Origin of the sequence: Dapis purpurea BLCC-M126, from assembly GCF_050015975.1 — a bacterium.
Classification (GTDB): domain Bacteria; phylum Cyanobacteriota; class Cyanobacteriia; order Cyanobacteriales; family Microcoleaceae; genus Trichodesmium.
On sequence record NZ_JBNHER010000001.1, the window covers coordinates 29,627 to 49,207 of the forward strand.

Genomic DNA, 19,581 nt, shown 5'->3' on the forward strand with positions numbered 1-19,581 from the left:
CGCCCACTTGCCGTCTGAGACGTAAAGCTTGGTTGTAGAATGAAACTGCTTTTTTCTTTTCTCCTAAGTTACTATTAAGTTACTATAAACAATGCCAATATAATCGAGAGTATGAGCTTGCCAACTATAATCGCCAACCTCTTGAAATATAGGTAAAGCTTGATTAAAAAATGAGAGAGCTTTTTGATTTTCTTCTAAGTCTATGTAGATACTGCCAATATAATAGAGATTGATAGCTTCTCCACAGTGATAACCCACTTGCTGTCTGAGAAGTAAAGCTTGGTTGTAGAATGAAAGTGCTTTTTCTTTTTCTCCTGAAATATTGTAAAGATTGCCAATATTATTGAGAGTCGTAGCTTCCCCAAGGCGATCGCCCACTATTTCAGATAGATGTAAAGATTGATTATAAAACGAAAGTGCTTTTTCCTTTTCCCCTAAGTTTTTGTAGACAAGGCCAATATTATTGAGAGTAATGGCTTCCCCACGACGATTACCCAAATTTCGATCTAGAACTAAAGTTTGATTGTAGAATAAGATAGCTTTGTCATTTTCTCCTAAATCACTGTAGACAAGGCCAATATTATTGAGAGTCGTAGCTTCCCCACGGCGATCGCCTACCATTTTAGATAGAGGTAAAGCTTGATTGTATAATGAGAGAGCTTTTTCTTTTTCTCCTAAGTTACTATAGACAAGGCCAATGCCTGTGAGAGTGCTTGCTTCCCCACCCCGATCGCCTACTTGTCGTCTGAGAGGTAAAGCTTGATTGTAGTAATTGAGTGCTGTTTGTTTTTTTCCTAAATAACTGTAGACACGGCCAACATTATGGAGAGTAGTTGCTTCCCCACCCCGATCGCCTACTTGCCGTCTGAGAGGTAAAGCTTGATTGTAGTAATTGAGTGCTGTTTGTTTTTCTCCTAAATCACTGTAGACACGGCCAACATTATGGAGAGTAGCTGCTTCCCTACTCAGGTTGCCAGTTTTTCTAAATAGTAATAGTGCCTCTTCCCATTTAGCGATCGCTTGACTCAGAGATTCTGCTGTTCCTTCTTGATACAGTTGCTTTGCTTCATCAAAGGCTTTTTCTGCTGCAACATTAGTGGGGTCTTGAGTCTTTTCTTCTGACTGTTGGGCTATTGTTGCCTCACTAATATTTGCCCCAACGGTAGTTGATAATAATGGGATACTGCCAACTATAGTTAAACTCAAAGAGACACAGCTACCCAATAATATATTAGTAATTGAATTGTGATTTTTGGCCTGTTTAATTCTCTTAACCATAGTTTTTTTCTATCCCCTGTCCATCAAGATTTTGGAGTATTTTATAACTCATATATTTCCCAAATTTGAAAGGTTATGCAAATTGAATCTATAATACTTCTAATAAAATTAGTTTTATAATTTCAATATGCAGATATCATCCCCCATAAAGGAACTTGCTGAAAAAGCAAAACAGGTACTCAATAAAATTACCTATCTCACCTTAGCAACAGTAGATCAAGAAGGACACCCTTGGAACTCACCTGTCTATTACGGCTTTGATGAAAATTACACATTTTATTGGTCATCATGGAAAGAAAATCAACACTCTCAAAATATTATTAATAATGGGCAGGTTTTTGCAGTTATTTATGATTCAACAGCAGTAAGTGGCAACGCATTTGGTGTTTATTTCCAAGGTATAGCTGAAGTTATTGAAGTAGAAAACGAAATATTCAATAAAGCAATTGATAGTATCTACACAAAAAATGGCAAGCCAAAAAGAGACAAAAAATATTTTCTTGACTCAGGACCACGACGTTTATTTCGGTTCATGCCAAAACTATTTGGGTTAATGTGACAGAACCTTATGAGGATTATTTTCTTGATAAAAGAGTAGAAATTACTCAAAAAATAAACCAATAAAAAAAAGCCTGCATTGCAGGCTTTTTGTAAATCTCAACCGTGACAACTTATAGCAGTCGAAACAAAGGTTAGGAGATTACTAAATGCTAAAACTATGTCAGATCTTACTTCTGACTTCTAACTTGCGGGTAGTGCCATAGCTTACTATTCCAATATCTCGAAAGATTCAACTTCCAATACTGGACCAATCATTGCGATCGTCATTACATCATCTCGCACGACACCTGTAACGTTCGCCTTCTGGTCAGACTTACATAGCTCGGTAGGAGCATCCTTTAGTTCATAAGTTACACTATCACTCACTAACGCCCAAGTACCAGTACCAAATCCTTGTTTTTCCACAGTACCATTCACTGTAATACTACTCATGTTAACCTTTCCTCTGTTCTAATTGCCAAACGTGCTAAACCTAAGCATAACAGGGCATTCAAAACTAGGAAAATTTGAGCAGGTATACCAGCACCTAATCCCCAAACAGCAGGATCGATAACTGCACTCACAATTAAACAGCTAGCCACACCAATAGTAGTACCGATCGCTACCCACTTCCATTGCTGATTACCTAATAAGAACACTATTAATAATGCTGGAATCAAAACACTAGCAAAAATGGGATTCAAAATACCACTACCTTGAATTGCTCCACCCAGTTCGGGTACAGAACTACCCATTACACGCATTGGCCATTGGGGTAAATCAAATACATAGAAACCACGCAGGAAAAATAACCCACTGCTACCAGCAACTAATCCAGTATGTAGGGGGAAACTCCAACTGAAAGGGAAATAATTCCGCAGTAACCAAGCTAATATATAAGACCCTAAAACCATTGCCAACTTCGGCAACAAGGCCACTGCGCCACCATCAAGCCAAAAACCAGGATTGAGATAACCGTTATCATACAACCACCGGAAGAAGTCGCGGAAAGTTATTTGACCTTTAATTGCTAACTTTACTGCTGCTGCTGCATCTAACTGACCCGCACCAAAATGATTTAATGGGTCTTCTTTTACAGTTCTGGCAGATTTTTTGAGAATATTAGTTATTTCTTCTGGGTCTTCAATACCACTAGCTTTTATTAATGCTGCCACACCTGCAACGTGGGGAGATGCCATACTTGTTCCTTGGAAGGAAGCAAATACACTCTTGCCATTTTCTGGGTTAATGGTTTCTTGCAGAATACCGCCAGCTTCATTTTGACCTTTAGTGGAACCGCCAGGAGCAGAAATATCAACTCCTGCACCAAAGTTGGAGTAGGGAGCTTTTTCTCCAGCGGGGTCAGTAGCAGAGACACCAACAACATGGGGATAACGAGCAGGATAGCTTGCTGAATTTTGGTTAGCATTGCCTGCCGCAGCAATGACAACTACCCCTTTATTGTGGGCATAGTTAATTGCTTCTTTCATTATTTGGCTTTCACCACCACCACCAAGACTCATATTAATAACGTCTGCACCGTTATCAGCAGCAAATTTTATGGACTCAGCAATATCGGAAACTGTACCACCACCACTAGCAGCTAATACTTTTAGGGGCATGATACTAGCTTCGTAGGCGATACCTGCTACACCATAGTTATTGTTGGTAGCTTGGGCAATAGTCCCTGCGACATGGGTACCGTGACCATTGTCGTCGGTAGCTGATGTGCGGTCGTTAACAAAATCGTACCCTGCTACAAATTTGGTTTTTTGCAGGTCTGGAACTTTGGAAACGCCTGTATCAATAACTGCTACTGTTATGCCGTCGCCTTTCGTTTCATTCCAAGCAGATTCGACATTGATACTCCGGAGGTTCCATTGTTTCCCGTACATGGGGTCGTTAGGAACGTCGTCACCACTTTCAAAGATGATGGCATCCTTGCTGTAGACATAGTTCGGTTCTATATATTCAGTATATTTGCCTAGAGAGCTTCTTAAATTTTTGAGGAGTTGGCGATCACCCTTGACAATATATACATTATCTGATAAAGAAAATTCACTATTTAAACGAGGTGTGACTTGGTATTCATCAGAGATTGTCCTTATTTGATCGACAATTTTAGTAACTCCGATATCTTCACGGAAGTCTAACACAATTGAGTCGTAGACTCCTTTATTGGCCAAACCAGAGAAATTAGATAAGGCCCAACCAAGTCCAATTAAGAATAAGCAGACAAACAGAAATTTTTTCATTGTTTGAGATATTCACTATACTGAGGACTTTTTTACTACTCTAGCTTAGAGTTTACAGTATTGGACGGAAATCTTACGACATGGCCTGCTTACAAGGTATGTTTTTGAGAATTATAGGGATAACCCGGGTCAGACAAAGTAGACTTGGGGGAAAAGTGGAGAAAGGGGAAAATAGAATCAGGTTGAAAAGTCCTCCGCAGCAACAAAAGGGAAGTAATACTAATTTCATCAACTTGGGGAGGTTTGATTTATATTCATTTAAGTAGCGATAGTGCTACGCACCGCTACGCGATCGCGCAATGTTTCACGAACCGCAATTAAAATTAGTCCTAATTTATTTTTACCTGTACCATTTTTGCCACAACCCCAATAATAATCAGTGGGAGAATTCTCTACAATTAACTCATCATCTGTTGACAGTAGAATTTCACGAATATCGGCATGAGTTTCAAATTTTTTTAATACACCTCGTTCCATAATTTCATCTTTGACTTGTTCCCAATCTGTTCGCAGTGGATATTTCCTACTGCGCCCCATTTTTGCTGCTTCTCTTGGGGTTTTTACCTCCCGAATTTTCTTATACCACAGAGGATCTGTAGTAGCAAATTTCTGAGCTTGAAAATAATGTTCATTTGTCACCCACCAATATCCTTCAAGTTCAAAACCATGTCGGGAAAAATTAGAAAAGCAACCATAAGGTTGTGAGCGAGTACCGTAAAAATAAATAGGCATATATCCAAAAAAATTTGCTGATAAATTGTTTGTAATATACTTAATATTAAACAGCAATTTTCTAGGGGCTGATGGCGATGAGCCCCTACAGGGTTTTGGTTGTAACAATGTGGTTCATCAATCTGAAAATTGCTGTACTGTAAAGTGCAAATTGCCTAACGTGCAAGTTATGAGAGCATTTTATGCGCTTTCTCAGTTACTAGGGGAACTCCGCCGATGAGTTTTCAGAACACACTCTTTAAAGGATGGCTACTTCTAAAGCCCACCTCTCGGGTTCTTCGCACTCCCCGTTCTCACGCGCCCACTGCGTTTAACAATGTTACTATTCCTCTCGTACTAAGTATGTAAGCTCTAAATGTTGGGTCACGCTAGGGTCAATTGCACAGGTTGGTGTTAAATAATTTCAATGAAAGCAACCTCCTTTAATCGTTTTATATTTTGAACATTTACTTGTTCAACGCCTCCACCAGGATTTGAATCTAGAACCTTCACTTTAGAAGAGTGTTGCTGTCGCAAATTTGGTGGGCTGTATAGGATTTGAACCTATGCACTTCCGCTTAAGAGGCGGCTGCTCTACCAACTGAGCTAACAACCCTGTTATTAGTGGAATGGGTCGCCAGAGACTTGAACTCTGAACCTTCCGCTTAAAAGGCGGCTACTCTAACCATTGAGTTAGCGACCCATGTTTCACACGATGATTGAAAGGGAGGTGTAGGCGGTAGGGGAGTATAATAAAAAAACGTTATATTTCCTACACTCTCCCCCTTTCAAAGCCTCGACGGGATTTGCACCCGCTTCTCCCTGGGTGAAAACCAGAGCGACTTATCTATTTGCCCACGAGGCTATGAGCGAGGGTGACGGGATTTGCGCCCGCGACCTCCTGTTCGACAGACAGGCGCTCTAGACTAACTAAGCTACACCCTCATTTTTGATCCTATATCAGCTTTGTAGTCGTTGACGACTACAAAGCTAATAGTTATTTGTAGTATAAAAAAATTTACTTTTCAAGGTTCAGAACTTATGAGTGAGTTACTTTTGTTTGTTCTCTCTCAACTGCCTTATAGCTTTATAATACATAAATACTACAAAGTTGTCAAGGGTCTAGGAAATTTTTTTTTCAACTTGGATAGAACCTTTGCCAAAACTGAATTTCAGAATCTCAACACCAAATATTAAGGAATGAAAGTTTTTATTTCTGGCGATGTACTTGTACTCTTCTATCTGGGTTTTGCTTCCTAACCCATAACAGGAATTTTTGCATTTGTGGTTCATGCTTGAGCTTTTCTATAGTATTCAATTCTTCAGCTAAACGCTTATTGTCAAAGAAAGCATGAATTTGGCGATGACAAGCGGAACATATATCAATAGTCGAGCCAGGTTCAGCTTTCTTGCGTTTGGTCTGTTGTCTAGGAATTAAGTGATGAACGCTTAAACGTTTCATCTCCCTATCACATAGTTCACATTGCATATTTTAAATTATTCTCTATTGTCTTTAACATTCCTCTATTGTCATTTTTCGGAATACTTCTCCCAATTTTTCCGATCGCCTTTCACAATATTGCTGAGAAATTAGAAATATTTGTTGTAGCAACCGAAATATGAAAAATCTTATCTGAGAAATACTTTTATAGGCGTTGGTGAATCAAGCTATGAAACATAAATTTTGCCAAATATAAAATCCTTTTCAGTTAATAGCTAGGCCATCGCCATTAAAACACAATCATAGCCGAAATCACCAACGCCCTTTTATATTTTAAACGAGTCAAAAATTATCGTTCCTACGATCCGAAGATGTTGGGTGGAGCAATAGTCTTGAAAATACCACTGTCATGATCGGTGTCCATAATTGGTTGGAGTTGAATCTCCCTGATCGTGCTTTAGTCATACCACAGTCCCCTTCTGTCAATTATAGCGCTACGCGTTAGGGAATAGGGAACAGGGAAGAGGGAACAACAGACTGTCAAAGGGTTTCATGGTTTAGAAATGTCCTAATCTTTGCTTCGAGTGCTATAATTCAACTTATAATATCATTTTTTTTTAGACAAATGACTAAACTCATCATAAAAATATCTTGGCTATAGGGTTTTTTGGAGTATTTATTTCCTCTTCCCAGTGAAGGTATTCCCTAAAACCTAGAACTTTGTACTTCATTCCTGATGATAATTGGTATATCGCCGAGTTATCAAAAACTAATAACCAAATAACTAAATTAGGATATTAACTGGCTCTCATGCTATTATTAAAAAGCGTCTAGCGCTCAGTCAAGTCAGTCATAAAAAAGCTGAAAAATGAAGCCTGAAAACTTACAGCTAATGATAATAAATACCCATGTAGAAATTACATTTATTACAACTACCGGATTAGATAATTATGAAACATAAATTAATCAGTTTAATATTGTTATTTATAGTCGGTTTAATATTAGTTACATGTAGTGGAAATAAACCTGAAAATTATCTACAAGAACCTCAATCAGAGAAAATATTAACAATTTGGTGGAATCGGGGATACTATTCAGAAGAAGATCGGTCTCTAGAAAAAGTGATTACTGAATGGCAAGAAAAAACTGACAACAAAGTTGAACTTTTGTTTTTTAGTCCAGATGACATTTTACAAGTAGCTATTGATGCTTTAGGAGCAGGTAAACCGCCTGATATATTTTTTTCTTATAGAGCAGGATATACTTTAATTCCTCAATGGGCTTGGCAGGGTAAATTACTAGATGTTTCAGATGTAATTGCACCTGTAAAAAAATTATACGATAATACTGCACTGAAGTCTGTTTATTTATACAACAATATTGAGTCAAAATTTTCTAATTATGCTGTACCAATAATGCAACGAGGTCTTCATATTCACTACTGGCATGATTTAATTCTTGAAGCAGGTTTAGGTGAGGAAATACCTCAAAAGTGGGATGAGTTCTGGCAGTTTTGGCAAAAGGCACAAAAAGTTCTGCGTCAACAAGGTAAAGATAATATTTATGCCTTGGGTTTGCCTATGTCTATTTATGGTTCAGATACTTACTTTGTATTTGAACAAATATTGGAGGCTAATAATTTAAAAATATTAGATAAACAAGGCAAATTACAAGTAGATAAACCAGAAGTCAGGCAAAAAATTATTGAGATTTTGGACTGGTATACCAGCTTTTATAAAAATGGGTATGTGCCAACTAATGCAGTTAATTGGATAAATTCAGATAATAATACTAATTTCCTCAATCGCAAGACTTTAATGACAATTAATCCAACTATGTCGATTCCTGCTTCTCAACAAGAAGATGAAGAAATTTACTTGAATCAAATGAGAACTATTGACTTTCCCAATAATCCTAATGAAACAGAACCTAGATATTTAGTATCTGTCAAACAACCTGTAATTTTTAAATCCTCTGCTCATCCTGAATTAGCGAAAGAATTTTTATCATATTTAATACAAGCAGATAATTTAGGAACTTATATTAAAGGTGGAAAAAGTCGCTATTTTCCGATTATGCCTCAACTATGGGAAGACCCCTTTTGGAGTAATACAAAAGATCCCCATATTTCTGTGGCATCTAAACAATTTAGTGAAGATCAGATTTCTTTATTTAACAATTCGATCAACCCTGCTGATTCTCAGGTAGATTCAGAAAATATTTGGGGTAAAGCGATGCAACAAGTGTTAATTGAAGGTGTATCACCAACTGAAGCAACAGATTTAGCTATTAAGCGAATGAAAGAAATATTTTCTCAATGGTAAACTAAGAAAAAAGAATAATCTTTAAACTTGATGATAATTATGAAAAATAAATTTTTAGCAATAATTGTATTATTCATACTTAGTTTTATCTTAGTAACTTGTAATGCAAGTCAGCCTCAAAATTCTGTCCAAAAATTTCAGTCAGAGAAAGTATTAACAATTTGGTGGAATCGGGGATATTATCCAGAGCAAGAAGAAGCTCTCAAAAAAATAGTTGCTGAGTGGGAAGACAAAACAGATAATAAAGTTGAACTTTTGTTTTTCAGTGAGGATGATATTTTGCAAGCGACTATTGATGGTTTAGAAACAGGTAAACCACCCGATCTTCTATTCTCAGAAAGAGCAGAATTTACTTTGATTCCTCAATGGGCGTGGGAGGGTAAATTACTAGATGTTTCAGATGTAATTGCACCTGTAAAAAATTTCTACAGCCATACTATTTTAAAGTCTGTTTATTTATACAATAATGTCAATCGTAAATCTTCTAATTATTCAGTACCAATAATGCAGCAAGGTCTCCATATCCACTACTGGTATGATTTAATTCGTGAAGCAAATTTGGGAGAAGAAATACCAAAAAATTGGGATGAATTTTGGCAGTTTTGGCAAAATGCACAAAAAAATTTACGTCAACAAGGCCAAACTAATATTTATGGTTTAGGTTTACCTATGTCTATTGATGGTACAGATACTTCTATTGTATTTGAACAAATTTTGGAAGCTAACAATTTACAAATACTAGATGAACAGGGCAAATTACAAATAGATAAAACAGCAGTCAGACAAAAAATTATAGAGATTTTAGACTGGTATACTAGCTTTTATAAAAATGGGTATGTTCCACCTAATGCGATTAATTGGCTTAATTATGATAATAATACTAATTTCCTTAATCGCAATACTTTAATGACAATTAATCCAAGTATGTCGATTCCTGGTTCCCAGCAAGAAGATGAAGAAATTTACTTGAATCAAATGAGAACTATTGACTTTCCCAATAATCCTAATGGAGCAAAACCTACATCTTTAGTTTCTATCAAACAACCTGTAATTTTTACATCTTCTGCTCATCCTAAACTAGCGAAAGAATTTTTATCATATTTAGTAGAACCAGAGAACTTAGGACCTTACATTAAAGGTTCCAGAGGTCGCTATTTTCCGATTATGCCTCAACTATGGAAAGACCCTTTTTGGACTAATAAAAAAGACCCTCATATTTCTGTCGCATCTCAACAGTTTACTGAATATCAGACTAGTTTATTCGATCATTCTAGGAGTCATGCTTATTCTCAAGTACATTCAGAAAACATTTGGAGTAAGGCAATGCAGCAAGTGTTAATTCAAGGTTTATCACCAACTGAGGCCACCGATATAGCTATTAACCAAATTCAAGAAATATTTTCTCAGTGGAAAACTCAAAGTTAAATATAATTTGGCAAAGTCAAAAATGTGGAGATAGAATCATGTACTTTTGGAAAAAAAGCCTCCTAATTCAAATAGTAGGTTCTTTTTTAGTTTTGTCCCTAGTGACAATATCAATTGTCGGATATACGACTTTTAGTCAAGCACGAGAATCTTTAAAAGAATCAGTATTTGAGAGGCTTAACTTTGCTGCTAAACTTAAAGAAAAGGAACTTAATTTCTGGGTATTAGATCGACGAAAAAATATCATAGCGCTCGCCGAGTTGCCAGAAATTAATAACCAAGCAAAAATACTACTAACAAGCAAAAAATATACTCCAGAATATGAATCATCTCAAGCTTTTCTCAAAACTTATTTAACATCTTTTGCTACTAATATTGATAGCTTACAAGAAATTTTTATTTTAAGCAGAAGTAGCAGAATTTTAGTTTCCAGTAATTCCAAAAAAGTAGGCAAATATCAACCTCTAGTTCAATATAGCGAAGTAACAAAATCTCCCACAGATAACTTAATATCAAACTTTTACCGCTCTGCTGAAACAGGTAAACCTATGATTACCTTTGCTATCCCTATTCTCAGTGAAAATGGTAAGAAACTAGGAATGTTTGCTACTCATCTTAACTTAGACAGAATTGATAGTATTATTCGCGAACAAGCAGGTTTAGGAGAAACAGCTGAAACTTATTTAGTAGGAAATATCGGTAGTAGTTTGTCGAGAAGAAATGTATTTGTTTCAGCTACAAAATTTGGTTCAGAGGAATTTCCTGATGGCATTAGTAGTCAAGCTATTAATGCTGCTATTAATGGCAAGAATGGCCAAGGGTTGTATATAAATTATAGAGGAATGCCAGTTATTGGTGTTTATAGGTGGCTGGAATATCAAGACTTAGCATTATTAGCAGAAATAGAGCAAACAGAAGCATTTGCACCTGCTCGTCATCTTGCTGGTTCAATTTTGCTAATTGGTTTGACATTAGCTTTAATGATGGCAATAGCTATGTTGTTATTAGGTCGTCAAATTGTACGACCAATTTTAGCGATCGCTCATACAGCTAAGTTAGTAAGTAAAGGCGATCTAACTCAAAAAGTGCCAGTATTAACTAAAAACGAAATTGGTTTACTTGCTCAGACTTTTAATGAAATGATTAAACAGTTAAACAATTCATATCAGGAACTATCTAATTACAGTCATATTTTAGAAGTTAAAGTTGATGAAAGAACCCAAGAATTAAAAGAAAAAAATACAGATTTAGAGCACACTCTTCAGAAGTTAAAACAAACTCAAGCTCAATTAATTCAGAATGAAAAAATGGTAGGTTTAGGTCAGTTAGTTGCCGGGGTTGCCCATGAAATAAACAACCCTGTTAGCTTTATCTATGGCAATATTTCACCCGCCAGAGATTATGCAGAAGATTTATTAGATTTACTCAACCTTTATCAGCAATATTATCCAGATCCGGTAGCTGAAATTAGAGAGAGACATAGTATAATAGAGCTAGATTTTATCAGAGAAGATTTTCCTAGTTTGCTGAATTCTATGGAAGAAGGTGCTATAAGAATTCAAGAAATAGTTTTATCCTTACGCAACTTTGCCCGTCACGATGAATCCAAACAAAAACAAGTTAATATTCACGAAGGTATAGATAGTACTCTATTAATTTTGCAAAATCGCCTGAAAAATAAGTCAGGATATCCAGAAATTAGGATAATTAAAGAATATGCTAATTTGCCATTAGTTGAATGTTTAGCAAGTCAAATCAATCAAGTTTTTATGAATATTTTGGCTAATGGTATTGATGCTTTAGAAATGTCATGGGAAAAATTCAAATCTAAATTTTGTTCTACTAAACCTCAGATAAAAATTAAGACAGAAGCTATAAATAAAGATTATATATCTATCCATATTATTGATAACGGACTAGGAATACCAGAACAAGTAAAACAGAGAATATTTGACCCTTTTTTTACAACTAAACCTGTCGGAAAAGGTACAGGTTTAGGGTTATCCCTGAGTTATCAAATTATAGTTGAAAAGCATGGGGGAAATTTTTACTGTAATTCTGTAGTTGGTCAGGGTACAGAATTTGTGATTGAATTACCGATAGTCTATGGTTATAACCCATGAAATATAATTTATATTATTGTTGATTTGACCTAACAAGCAGGGTTATTTTATATTACTTTTAAATGACTTAACTGACTTAGATCGCTACAAAAGACACAAGTTGACAAAAAGCAGCATATCTGGTCAAGCTGTGGCACAGCTTAACCAAACAACTAGAACTTCACCCCCGAAACTTAGCGGCGGCAGCAGGCCAATTTTCATCAGCGCGGGCAATATTACCTGGAATATCCCGTTCCCATCGAGCGCGAACCCTTAAACTGAAATTGAGATATAGTCTCCCTTCGACAATACTCCAGGCTTCTGGAACGATAGGGGCTGTGTATCCATTAGCAACGGCAAAAGCACAGAAACCCCCATACTGCGGGGCATATTGCTCTGGAGAAGCTACAAACAAGTCACGATTTTTGGCACTGGAAAACCACCAATTCACACCCATCCAGTTGTGAGTAAATTGTTTATTTCCTTGGACAGGTTGACCTACTTGAAAATACGCAACTGGGTCAGTACCTCGAATGGCAACTCCGTTTTCCGCAAAAATTGGCTCTGTGACACTGGTGATTTTAGATTCATCAGCTTTATTGGACGATACGGCAATAGCAGGATTGGTTGATACTTCCACTGATAGCTGAGGTGAATCTTTTGTTTTTCGGGAAGCACACCCCATGATCAACCCGAAACTAACTAAAGAGAGGACAAAATATCGACGTTTCATCTTAACTTTTGCTCAAAATGATTTTGGTATTGCAGGATCGACATCCTTAACTTAACTTAAGCCAGTCAAATGAGCAAACTATGAGAAATTCCTGAAACTCTTTGTAAAAAATCCTTCATATCGCTAGCATCGGGACTTTTAGTTTGAGGCAATCGGTTGTGACTCAACATTTCTTTGGCCATTGATGCGATATAAATACTTGTCAAATGTCTATTTTTTGATATTTTCTGTGATTTTTGGATGTTAACATATTATAGCGACCAATATAATACCTTAATATCCAGACGTTAAAAAAATGTTTTGCTACGCAATATGAAACGCGGAGCAGAACGGATTTCTATCCAACTAATTGCTGACTTCTGACAGCTTTGTTAAATTGTTTATCCCTAAATTATCAATATTTCAAAAGAAGATTTATATGGAAATATATATTGAAAGTAGAGGTTTTTCTCAGGATGATGATTACCGTTGGTTAAAGGTTACTGAAGAGAGTCAAACTAGAGTAGATAAAGAAGATTTGCCAACTATTATTCAAGAAGCAACTCAAATAATTGATAGTGAGTCTGCTTCAATCGTTTTGAGTCGAAAAAATAATAGTTTACTATTTTTATTAACAAGTATTGAACCTGTAGAGCGAGTAGATTTTGCCCATCGTCAAATTCGCATCTCTGTGGCTTGGTTGATGCCAGATTATCTGGATAATGAAAGAATTTTGCGGATGTTAGCTGCTACTGCTTTAGATACAGAAGAAAGACAATATTTAACAACACAAATTAGTCAAGCTGTAATCCTAGGAGGAGAGCTAGGGTTTCAAGTTAATTTTGAACATATAGAGAAATTAACTAACATTAGTGCAGCAAAAAAATCACTTCAAGATAAGTTGCCAAATACAGCTCAAAAAATTGCAGCAATTTCACCACAACGTCAAGAAGAATTAGCATCCGAATTGAAAGAATATTCCTTGCCAAATCAACAGGGTTTCATAGTAGTTGTTACGGAAATAAAAAAAGAGAAAGTTTTAATTGATGCTAATATTTGGCGTGGCTTATCTACTCTCGTTGTCTCTTCAGATTGGCAGATTATTAATCAAACCTTACCAGAAAAAAAATTTACTACTAAACTCTCAAAATACTTTAATAGTTTAATGATAATTATTGGGATTATTAGTGCGGTTTCTTTCTTAGCTAAAACTTTAAAATTTTAATAATTTAATTAAATTTATCAGGGATAAATAAAGGTAAACATTTCTGTGCCGAAATCCTCCAAAAACACCTCTTAACAGTCAGTCATGGTGCTTTTTATACCAATTTTATGTGAGTTTGTGAGGTTGTATAGAATTATGAAATCCATTAATTTATCCGTCTTTAATATATAGTCATTTCAATTTGATATTAATCATAAGTAATGCTAAAGTATGGGTTTTTATTCAGACTTTTAATTATCGCTCAATCTCTCAATACTAATTGCCCTAATCGACACAGTGATTTAATAACTAATAGCTGAATGGTTACAAATAAATTTTCCTAATTCATTCAAATAATTGTATAAAAATATACTATATTTTTGGGTTTTGTTAATTTTAATGAACGCAGTATGAAACAGATTAATTTGCTGATATCTTTGATTGGGGTAAACTTTGGTAAAATCTTAGAAATAGTAGATAATATCTGGCAAAACATAAGCTAGCAAAAACTGACAAAATTAACCTTACAAAGGAGAGCAAATATGCCAATTTCACAAATTTATAATCGAGATGTTTTTATTCTAATAGATCGTAGTGGTTCCATGACAATCTCTGATGCTACGACAGGTAGCAAAAATCGTTGGCAATATCTTCAAGAAACTGTACAAGGTCATGTATTTGAAATTCTGTCTGAACAAGATGATGATTATGGCAATATTTGTGATGAAGTAACTCTATATTTTTTCAATAGAAATCAACAGCCTACTAAAACTATTTATCTTAGAGATGCTGCCCAAGTACAATCTGCTTTTAAAGAAAATAAACCAGGTGGAGCAACTTATATTGCTCCGACTCTAAACGAGGCAATATCTCAGTGGTTTTCTAATCGAACTGATGATAAAGGTGCTTTTATAATTATCTATACTGATGGTCAAATTGATGATAATCAAGAGTTTATTAATGTTATTGGTAAAACTTGCTCTAATATAAATAGTCAGGATGAAATTAAAGTTTTAATGATTGGTGTAGGGAGTGATATTGAGACTAAGGGAGCTATAGATTTTTACTTAGGAATTGATTTGAATGCTAATAAATTTCAATCAAGACGAGGAGAAGATTGTAATATATTTATTTTTGACTTAATAGATGAAGTAATGGATGAGGGTATTATTGCTGCTCTTGAGCGTCAACTTGAGGGAGACCCTAGAAAAGGATTAGCGACTTGGGTCAAAGAAAGATATCCAAGTTTATATGCTAAATATTTTGGTTCTTAATATTTAATCATTCAGACATCAGCTATTAGCTATAAGCTATTGATTTTGGAGCAGGTAAAAGTAATTGAGAAGTTGGGAGAGAATTATTGATTATTTGCTGCATAGCTGACTGCTAAGAGCTGTTTGCGAAGCATTCCGTAATATTAATTATAAAAAAAGAAGGAAAAGGGAAAAATTATTTGTTTAATACTATTTATCCATTGAGCATTATAACTACTTTAACTGTTGTGTTTTTCCTATAGCAGTTTTGATTTCAGTAGACCACAGTAGACATCTCTAGAAAAGAGGGAGTAGGGAGTAGGGGGAAAGAATTGATAATTTTTGTGGGATACCCGCCCCTACTATTACAAAATTTTAGATGTGTCATACCACTACAATAATGAGCTGAATACTGACTTACTATATTTATTACCTTCTTCCTGAATTTTTAACCAAAAAAATATATATTGTGTTTTAAATCACATAGATTTTCTAGTATAAATCACATTGAATTCAGTATATAAGTCACGGCTATCTCCGCAAAAAAACTTAAAAATAAGAATAGTAAACTTGATGTTCATACGGAATTTATCAGATTCATGCTGAAGCTGAATATGATAGTTAACCAGTTAGGTTAAGTTTGCTTTAATCAATTGTTTTTAATAGTGGACACATCTACGAAATTATTGGGGTAAAGGAATAGTAAGAAATTTTGGTTAATCTTGATCCCCCTTTTTTTTACTTTTTGCCTTTTACCTTTTGTTTATCAACAAGACTACTCTATCACTGAGCATCTAAATTAAGTAATTACCCTGACCGGATTGAGAAATATATCTGTTGAAAGGTTTATTAATAGTCTATAAAATATCGGAGTAAAAACCATGCAAGCTAATTATATAAATCAACCAATGAGTAACGAAAAGTTAGAGCAGTTGGAAGCATTCGCTAAAATGATGATTGTCAGTTTTGTGTGGCAGACTTCCGGTTTAATGGAACAACCTAGCAAAATAAAACAGGATACTACAAAACAATCTCAAACTAATCCTGAAACAAAGTATTCTGAAAAAAAATAATGATAATATGGTTGTTGCTGTGCCGACACTACATAATTTTCTAACGAATATATTCTCTGAGAATACGGTGCCGCTTCGGATCTTCCAATTTTTTCAATGCTTTCGACTCTATTTGCCTAATTCTTTCCCGTGTTAAATTAAAAGTATCACCAATTTCTTTCAGGGTCTTTTCTTGACCATCATCCAAACCAAATCGCATCTGCAATACATTTTTTTCTCGTTCAGTTAAAGTTTTTAGAACAGTTTCTAGATCTTCTTGCAGACAATTTTTAAAGACATATTTTGCTGGTGTTTCGCCATCGAATTTGATCGCTTTCTGATAGATGATATTTTCTCCTTGACCTATAGGGTGGTCTAAAGATAAAGTTTCTTGGGCGCATTCTACAATAAATCGTAATTTCTCCGTTGTCATCTCCATGCGTGTAGCGACTTCTTCTGCAGTTATAGGAGAACATTCCATTGAAATTTGCTTAACTATTTTTTTTATTTGCGCAACAGTTTCGTAGAGATAAACTGGCAACCTGATCATCCGAGAATAGTCACAAATAGCTCTGGTAATAGCTTGTCGAATCCACCAAATACCATAAGTAGAAAACTTATAACCTTTTGTATGGTCAAATTTTTCTGCAGCACGAATTAATCCTATACTTCCTTCTTGAATTAAGTCTTGGAAGTCTAACCCACGGTTTTGATATCGTTTGGCAATTGATGTCACCAGTCGCAGGTTAGCTGTCACCATTTTATTTTTAGCTTGTCTACCTTTTCGCAGGCGAGCGCGCAGTTCCCATCTACTCATTTTTACTGCCGTTGCCCATTCTGTTTCATTAGGCGATCGCTTGAGCTTTTCCTCTAATTTTTCACGAATTTGCTCTAAAGCTAATAATTCATCAATTTGATGTGCTAAATGAATTTCTTCCTCAGCACCCAAGCGGGGGACTTGATTAATTTGCTTGTGATAAAGTTGAATTGAGTCTTCAGTAAATGTTGCGCTCGGCGGTTCTCTATCTGGGTCGTAGCCACTTTCAGTATTATATTTGTTTGTAAATTCTTCTGTAGATTTCCAAGAATTTAGAGCTACATTTTCTAGCCAGTAAATATCATAATAACTAGGATTTTTAGAGTCAATTATCCACCATTTAATTTTAAAATTTCTATGTTCTCTACTCTGAGGAGTAACTATTAGTAACTGATTATAGTTTTTTGTACAAATGAGTAATTTTTTTTTTTGATTCTAGACAGAGTTTGATAAATAGTTATTATTTTTTCTTGAAGTTTAGGATTAGTTTTAAATGCTTCTAGTCCTAACTCCAAAATAAATACTTCTAAATCATATTTTTCATAGTTATGAATTTTGTAAGCATCATAGACAGTTTGACTCCAATAACTTGGTAATTCTAATTGTTCTATATCTAAATGTTCTAATTGAAAATTATAGCCAAGTTTTTCAAACAAAGCTACTATTTTTTTGGGGCTACTAATTTTTCTTAGATCGTCTAGTTCTAATGAATCCCCTATCATTATCATCTATCTCCACAATTAATTTATCTTAATATGTTTGCTCCTCATAATATTGGAATTAAAAGCATTATTTTTTCTGTTTTTTTTCAATATAGGCAAATTTATGAGGAACATTTTTTTGTGTTTCCTGAATAATTATATGAGTTTTGAGAGCGATTGTTCTGGATACCGTTAGGACAATAGAACTTATACCGTTTCACGGAAGTCATGTATTCAAAAGTCATGCATTAAGATTTTATAGACTCAGAATTTTGACACGCTCAGTAATTTCAGGAAATGATTTCACATCTAAAGTTTGAAACTATTTGTGACATCTTTAAAGTGAATTGGTATTAGAACGATAGAAATCTGTTTCTCTTACACGAATATCTATTTTTTCCTGGTTACTCAAAGCTTCAAATTAAGCAAGGCTTTACCCTCAACCAAGACAAGCAATGATCGCGCTTGAGAAATTTTAGCTATCACTACCATCAAAGAGCTTTATGAATCTGTGTTTTTTTCTTGATACCACATTTATCTTAATAATGTCAATAATTATCATCAAAATCTTCAAATTATTATGTTTGGAGGCTATTGATCAGTATTATACATATATACCATATTAACAAAATTATGTCAAATTTTTATCGTTTCGACTAATATTTAAAGGAAACACTTAGGATTATTATTTATATTTAGTTCATAAATAACCTTAAAAATTAACAGCAAAATCTAATTTGCTAATTTTGATAATATATATTCATACATCTGTAATTAGCAGAGAAACGATTGAAGTAATTAATAATTATTAAATAATCATCAGCAAACTGATAGATTTTGACAATAAAATTAACAGTTTTTATCAGGAGAAACTAGGAGAAAAATATGGAAACTCTATTAGGTATTTGTCTAGGTGTTGGCTTAAGTGCAGCTTGTGGGTTTCGGATATTTGTACCTCCACTGGTGATGAGTATTGCAGCACAATCAGGACATTTACAACTGTCTGATGATTTTACTTGGATGGGCACCCCGGAAGCAACAGTTGCTTTTGGAGTAGGTGCATTCTTAGAAGTTGGTGCTTATTACATTCCTTGGGTAGATGAGTTACTAGATATTATTGCCACACCAACAGCAGTCATTGCAGGTACTATAATTACAGGTTCATTTGTCAGCGATATGAGTCCAATGCTACAGTGGACAATTGCAGTTATTGTGGGTGGAGGCTCGGCGGGAGCAGTACAAGGTTTAACAGATGTTACCAGGTTAGCTTCTACAGCTCTTACAGGAGGGTTTGCAAATCCTGGAGTTTCGACAATGGAGTTACTTAGTTCTACCGTCTTGTCAATGTTGGCGATTTCTGTACCAGTATTAGCCGCTGTAGTAGTATTTATAGTGATTTGGTTACTATGGTCAGGAGCAAAAGCTTTGCATCGTAAATTGAGTAAAAGAAATAATACAGAAATACCACCAACTCAAATAGAATAGATATCTCCAGAAAAGACGGAGCAGGGAGCAGGGATAAATAATCAATAGTTTATGTACAATAATTGATTTTAATTTTTATTATTGGATATCTATAATAAAACCAGGAGGTTCTATGGAACTTCTCTATAGGAGTTTGAGAAAAGTTTATATAAATAAATTATATAAACTCTGGAAATAACAATGATGATAAAGTTCTCTAGGAATTGCTTTTGAGCAAAAATTAATCTGAAGTTGACAAATTATTATAAATTTCTAGTCAAACTTATTATTTCAATCTGAAT

Annotated in this window: 15 protein-coding genes, 3 tRNA genes and 1 pseudogene; 8 read left to right on the forward strand and 11 right to left on the reverse strand. The window is 35.0% G+C overall.

Annotated features, from left to right (window positions below; genetic code table 11):
* Positions 1 to 63: 63 nt before the first annotated feature.
* Positions 64 to 1,278, reverse strand: a complete 1,215-nt coding sequence (locus ACP6PL_RS00125) for a tetratricopeptide repeat protein (RefSeq protein WP_426541284.1) — start codon at positions 1,276 to 1,278, stop codon at positions 64 to 66.
* Between the two features lie 127 nt (positions 1,279 to 1,405).
* Here ACP6PL_RS00125 and ACP6PL_RS00130 point away from each other — a divergent pair, with 127 nt between their 5' ends.
* Entirely contained in the window at positions 1,406 to 1,837 is a 432-nt protein-coding gene (locus ACP6PL_RS00130) for a pyridoxamine 5'-phosphate oxidase family protein (RefSeq protein ID WP_426541286.1), read from the forward strand.
* Between the two features lie 209 nt (positions 1,838 to 2,046).
* Here ACP6PL_RS00130 and ACP6PL_RS00135 read toward each other — a convergent pair whose 3' ends face one another.
* The 7 genes from ACP6PL_RS00135 to ACP6PL_RS00165 form a co-directional block, all read right to left on the reverse strand.
* On the reverse strand, positions 2,047 to 2,271 hold the full coding sequence (locus ACP6PL_RS00135; RefSeq protein WP_426541288.1) for a hypothetical protein: 225 nt from the start codon (positions 2,269 to 2,271) through the stop codon (positions 2,047 to 2,049).
* The gene (locus tag ACP6PL_RS00140) at positions 2,268 to 4,073 is read right to left on the reverse strand and encodes a S8 family peptidase (protein ID WP_426541290.1); all 1,806 of its coding nucleotides are present in this window, start codon (positions 4,071 to 4,073) and stop codon (positions 2,268 to 2,270) included. Before ACP6PL_RS00140 ends, ACP6PL_RS00135 begins: the two co-directional genes overlap by 4 nt.
* 258 nt (positions 4,074 to 4,331) lie before the next feature.
* Positions 4,332 to 4,805 carry an NADAR family protein gene (locus tag ACP6PL_RS00145; RefSeq protein WP_426541292.1) on the reverse strand — a complete coding sequence of 158 codons (474 nt, stop codon included), beginning with the start codon at positions 4,803 to 4,805 and terminating at the stop codon, positions 4,332 to 4,334.
* 519 nt (positions 4,806 to 5,324) lie between these two features.
* Positions 5,325 to 5,400: transfer RNA gene (locus ACP6PL_RS00150), tRNA-Lys, on the reverse strand.
* Positions 5,401 to 5,414: 14 nt separating this feature from the next.
* A tRNA-Lys gene (locus tag ACP6PL_RS00155) sits at positions 5,415 to 5,487 on the reverse strand.
* A 167-nt stretch (positions 5,488 to 5,654) separates the two neighbouring features.
* Positions 5,655 to 5,729 (reverse strand) — tRNA-Asp (locus ACP6PL_RS00160).
* Positions 5,730 to 5,994: 265 nt separating this feature from the next.
* Entirely contained in the window at positions 5,995 to 6,273 is a 279-nt protein-coding gene (locus ACP6PL_RS00165) for an HNH endonuclease (protein WP_426541294.1), read from the reverse strand.
* Between the two features lie 902 nt (positions 6,274 to 7,175).
* On the opposite strand from ACP6PL_RS00165, the gene ACP6PL_RS00170 reads away from it, so the two are divergent.
* The 3 genes from ACP6PL_RS00170 to ACP6PL_RS00180 are packed head-to-tail and all read left to right on the forward strand — an operon-like array spanning position 7,176 to position 12,097.
* The gene (locus ACP6PL_RS00170) at positions 7,176 to 8,549 is read left to right on the forward strand and encodes an ABC transporter substrate-binding protein (protein ID WP_426541297.1); all 1,374 of its coding nucleotides are present in this window, start codon (positions 7,176 to 7,178) and stop codon (positions 8,547 to 8,549) included.
* A 39-nt stretch (positions 8,550 to 8,588) separates the two neighbouring features.
* Entirely contained in the window at positions 8,589 to 9,974 is a 1,386-nt protein-coding gene (locus tag ACP6PL_RS00175; protein ID WP_426541299.1) for an ABC transporter substrate-binding protein, read from the forward strand.
* A 38-nt stretch (positions 9,975 to 10,012) separates the two neighbouring features.
* On the forward strand, positions 10,013 to 12,097 hold the full coding sequence (locus ACP6PL_RS00180) for a sensor histidine kinase (protein ID WP_426541301.1): 2,085 nt from the start codon (positions 10,013 to 10,015) through the stop codon (positions 12,095 to 12,097).
* A 160-nt stretch (positions 12,098 to 12,257) separates the two neighbouring features.
* Here ACP6PL_RS00180 and ACP6PL_RS00185 read toward each other — a convergent pair whose 3' ends face one another.
* Positions 12,258 to 12,809, reverse strand: a complete 552-nt coding sequence (locus ACP6PL_RS00185; protein WP_426541303.1) for a YHS domain-containing (seleno)protein — start codon at positions 12,807 to 12,809, stop codon at positions 12,258 to 12,260.
* A 418-nt stretch (positions 12,810 to 13,227) separates the two neighbouring features.
* Between ACP6PL_RS00185 and ACP6PL_RS00190 the strand changes: the two genes are divergently transcribed.
* The 3 genes from ACP6PL_RS00190 (at position 13,228) to ACP6PL_RS00200 (ending at position 16,318) form a co-directional block, all read left to right on the forward strand.
* Entirely contained in the window at positions 13,228 to 14,013 is a 786-nt protein-coding gene (locus tag ACP6PL_RS00190) for a hypothetical protein (protein ID WP_426541305.1), read from the forward strand.
* A 521-nt stretch (positions 14,014 to 14,534) separates the two neighbouring features.
* Positions 14,535 to 15,266, forward strand: coding sequence for a VWA domain-containing protein (locus tag ACP6PL_RS00195; RefSeq protein WP_426541307.1), 732 nt, complete (start codon positions 14,535 to 14,537; stop codon positions 15,264 to 15,266).
* An 860-nt stretch (positions 15,267 to 16,126) separates the two neighbouring features.
* Positions 16,127 to 16,318 (forward strand): hypothetical protein, encoded by a 192-nt coding sequence (locus ACP6PL_RS00200; protein WP_426541309.1) that lies wholly within the window; start codon positions 16,127 to 16,129, stop codon positions 16,316 to 16,318.
* 40 nt (positions 16,319 to 16,358) lie between these two features.
* Here ACP6PL_RS00200 and ACP6PL_RS00205 read toward each other — a convergent pair.
* A pseudogene (locus ACP6PL_RS00205) lies at positions 16,359 to 17,300 on the reverse strand (sigma-70 family RNA polymerase sigma factor); the annotation flags it as partial.
* A 197-nt stretch (positions 17,301 to 17,497) separates the two neighbouring features.
* Positions 17,498 to 17,836 (reverse strand): hypothetical protein, encoded by a 339-nt coding sequence (locus tag ACP6PL_RS00210; protein ID WP_426541311.1) that lies wholly within the window; start codon positions 17,834 to 17,836, stop codon positions 17,498 to 17,500.
* An 864-nt stretch (positions 17,837 to 18,700) separates the two neighbouring features.
* On the opposite strand from ACP6PL_RS00210, the gene ACP6PL_RS00215 reads away from it, so the two are divergent.
* Positions 18,701 to 19,300 carry a DUF4126 domain-containing protein gene (locus ACP6PL_RS00215; RefSeq protein ID WP_426541313.1) on the forward strand — a complete coding sequence of 200 codons (600 nt, stop codon included), beginning with the start codon at positions 18,701 to 18,703 and terminating at the stop codon, positions 19,298 to 19,300.
* The last annotated feature ends 281 nt before the right edge of the window (positions 19,301 to 19,581 follow it).

Coding starts and splice junctions, on each gene's coding strand:
- ACP6PL_RS00145 (WP_426541292.1), bottom strand. CDS start 4,805: ATGCCTATTTATTTTTACGGTACTCGCTCACAACCTTATGGTTGCTTT.
- ACP6PL_RS00140 (WP_426541290.1), bottom strand. CDS start 4,073: ATGAAAAAATTTCTGTTTGTCTGCTTATTCTTAATTGGACTTGGTTGG.
- ACP6PL_RS00210 (WP_426541311.1), bottom strand. CDS start 17,836: ATGATAGGGGATTCATTAGAACTAGACGATCTAAGAAAAATTAGTAGC.
- ACP6PL_RS00175 (WP_426541299.1), top strand. CDS start 8,589: ATGAAAAATAAATTTTTAGCAATAATTGTATTATTCATACTTAGTTTT.
- ACP6PL_RS00125 (WP_426541284.1), bottom strand. CDS start 1,278: ATGGTTAAGAGAATTAAACAGGCCAAAAATCACAATTCAATTACTAAT.
- ACP6PL_RS00170 (WP_426541297.1), top strand. CDS start 7,176: ATGAAACATAAATTAATCAGTTTAATATTGTTATTTATAGTCGGTTTA.
- ACP6PL_RS00195 (WP_426541307.1), top strand. CDS start 14,535: ATGCCAATTTCACAAATTTATAATCGAGATGTTTTTATTCTAATAGAT.
- ACP6PL_RS00165 (WP_426541294.1), bottom strand. CDS start 6,273: ATGCAATGTGAACTATGTGATAGGGAGATGAAACGTTTAAGCGTTCAT.
- ACP6PL_RS00180 (WP_426541301.1), top strand. CDS start 10,013: ATGTACTTTTGGAAAAAAAGCCTCCTAATTCAAATAGTAGGTTCTTTT.
- ACP6PL_RS00130 (WP_426541286.1), top strand. CDS start 1,406: ATGCAGATATCATCCCCCATAAAGGAACTTGCTGAAAAAGCAAAACAG.
- ACP6PL_RS00135 (WP_426541288.1), bottom strand. CDS start 2,271: ATGAGTAGTATTACAGTGAATGGTACTGTGGAAAAACAAGGATTTGGT.
- ACP6PL_RS00190 (WP_426541305.1), top strand. CDS start 13,228: ATGGAAATATATATTGAAAGTAGAGGTTTTTCTCAGGATGATGATTAC.
- ACP6PL_RS00200 (WP_426541309.1), top strand. CDS start 16,127: ATGCAAGCTAATTATATAAATCAACCAATGAGTAACGAAAAGTTAGAG.
- ACP6PL_RS00215 (WP_426541313.1), top strand. CDS start 18,701: ATGGAAACTCTATTAGGTATTTGTCTAGGTGTTGGCTTAAGTGCAGCT.
- ACP6PL_RS00185 (WP_426541303.1), bottom strand. CDS start 12,809: ATGAAACGTCGATATTTTGTCCTCTCTTTAGTTAGTTTCGGGTTGATC.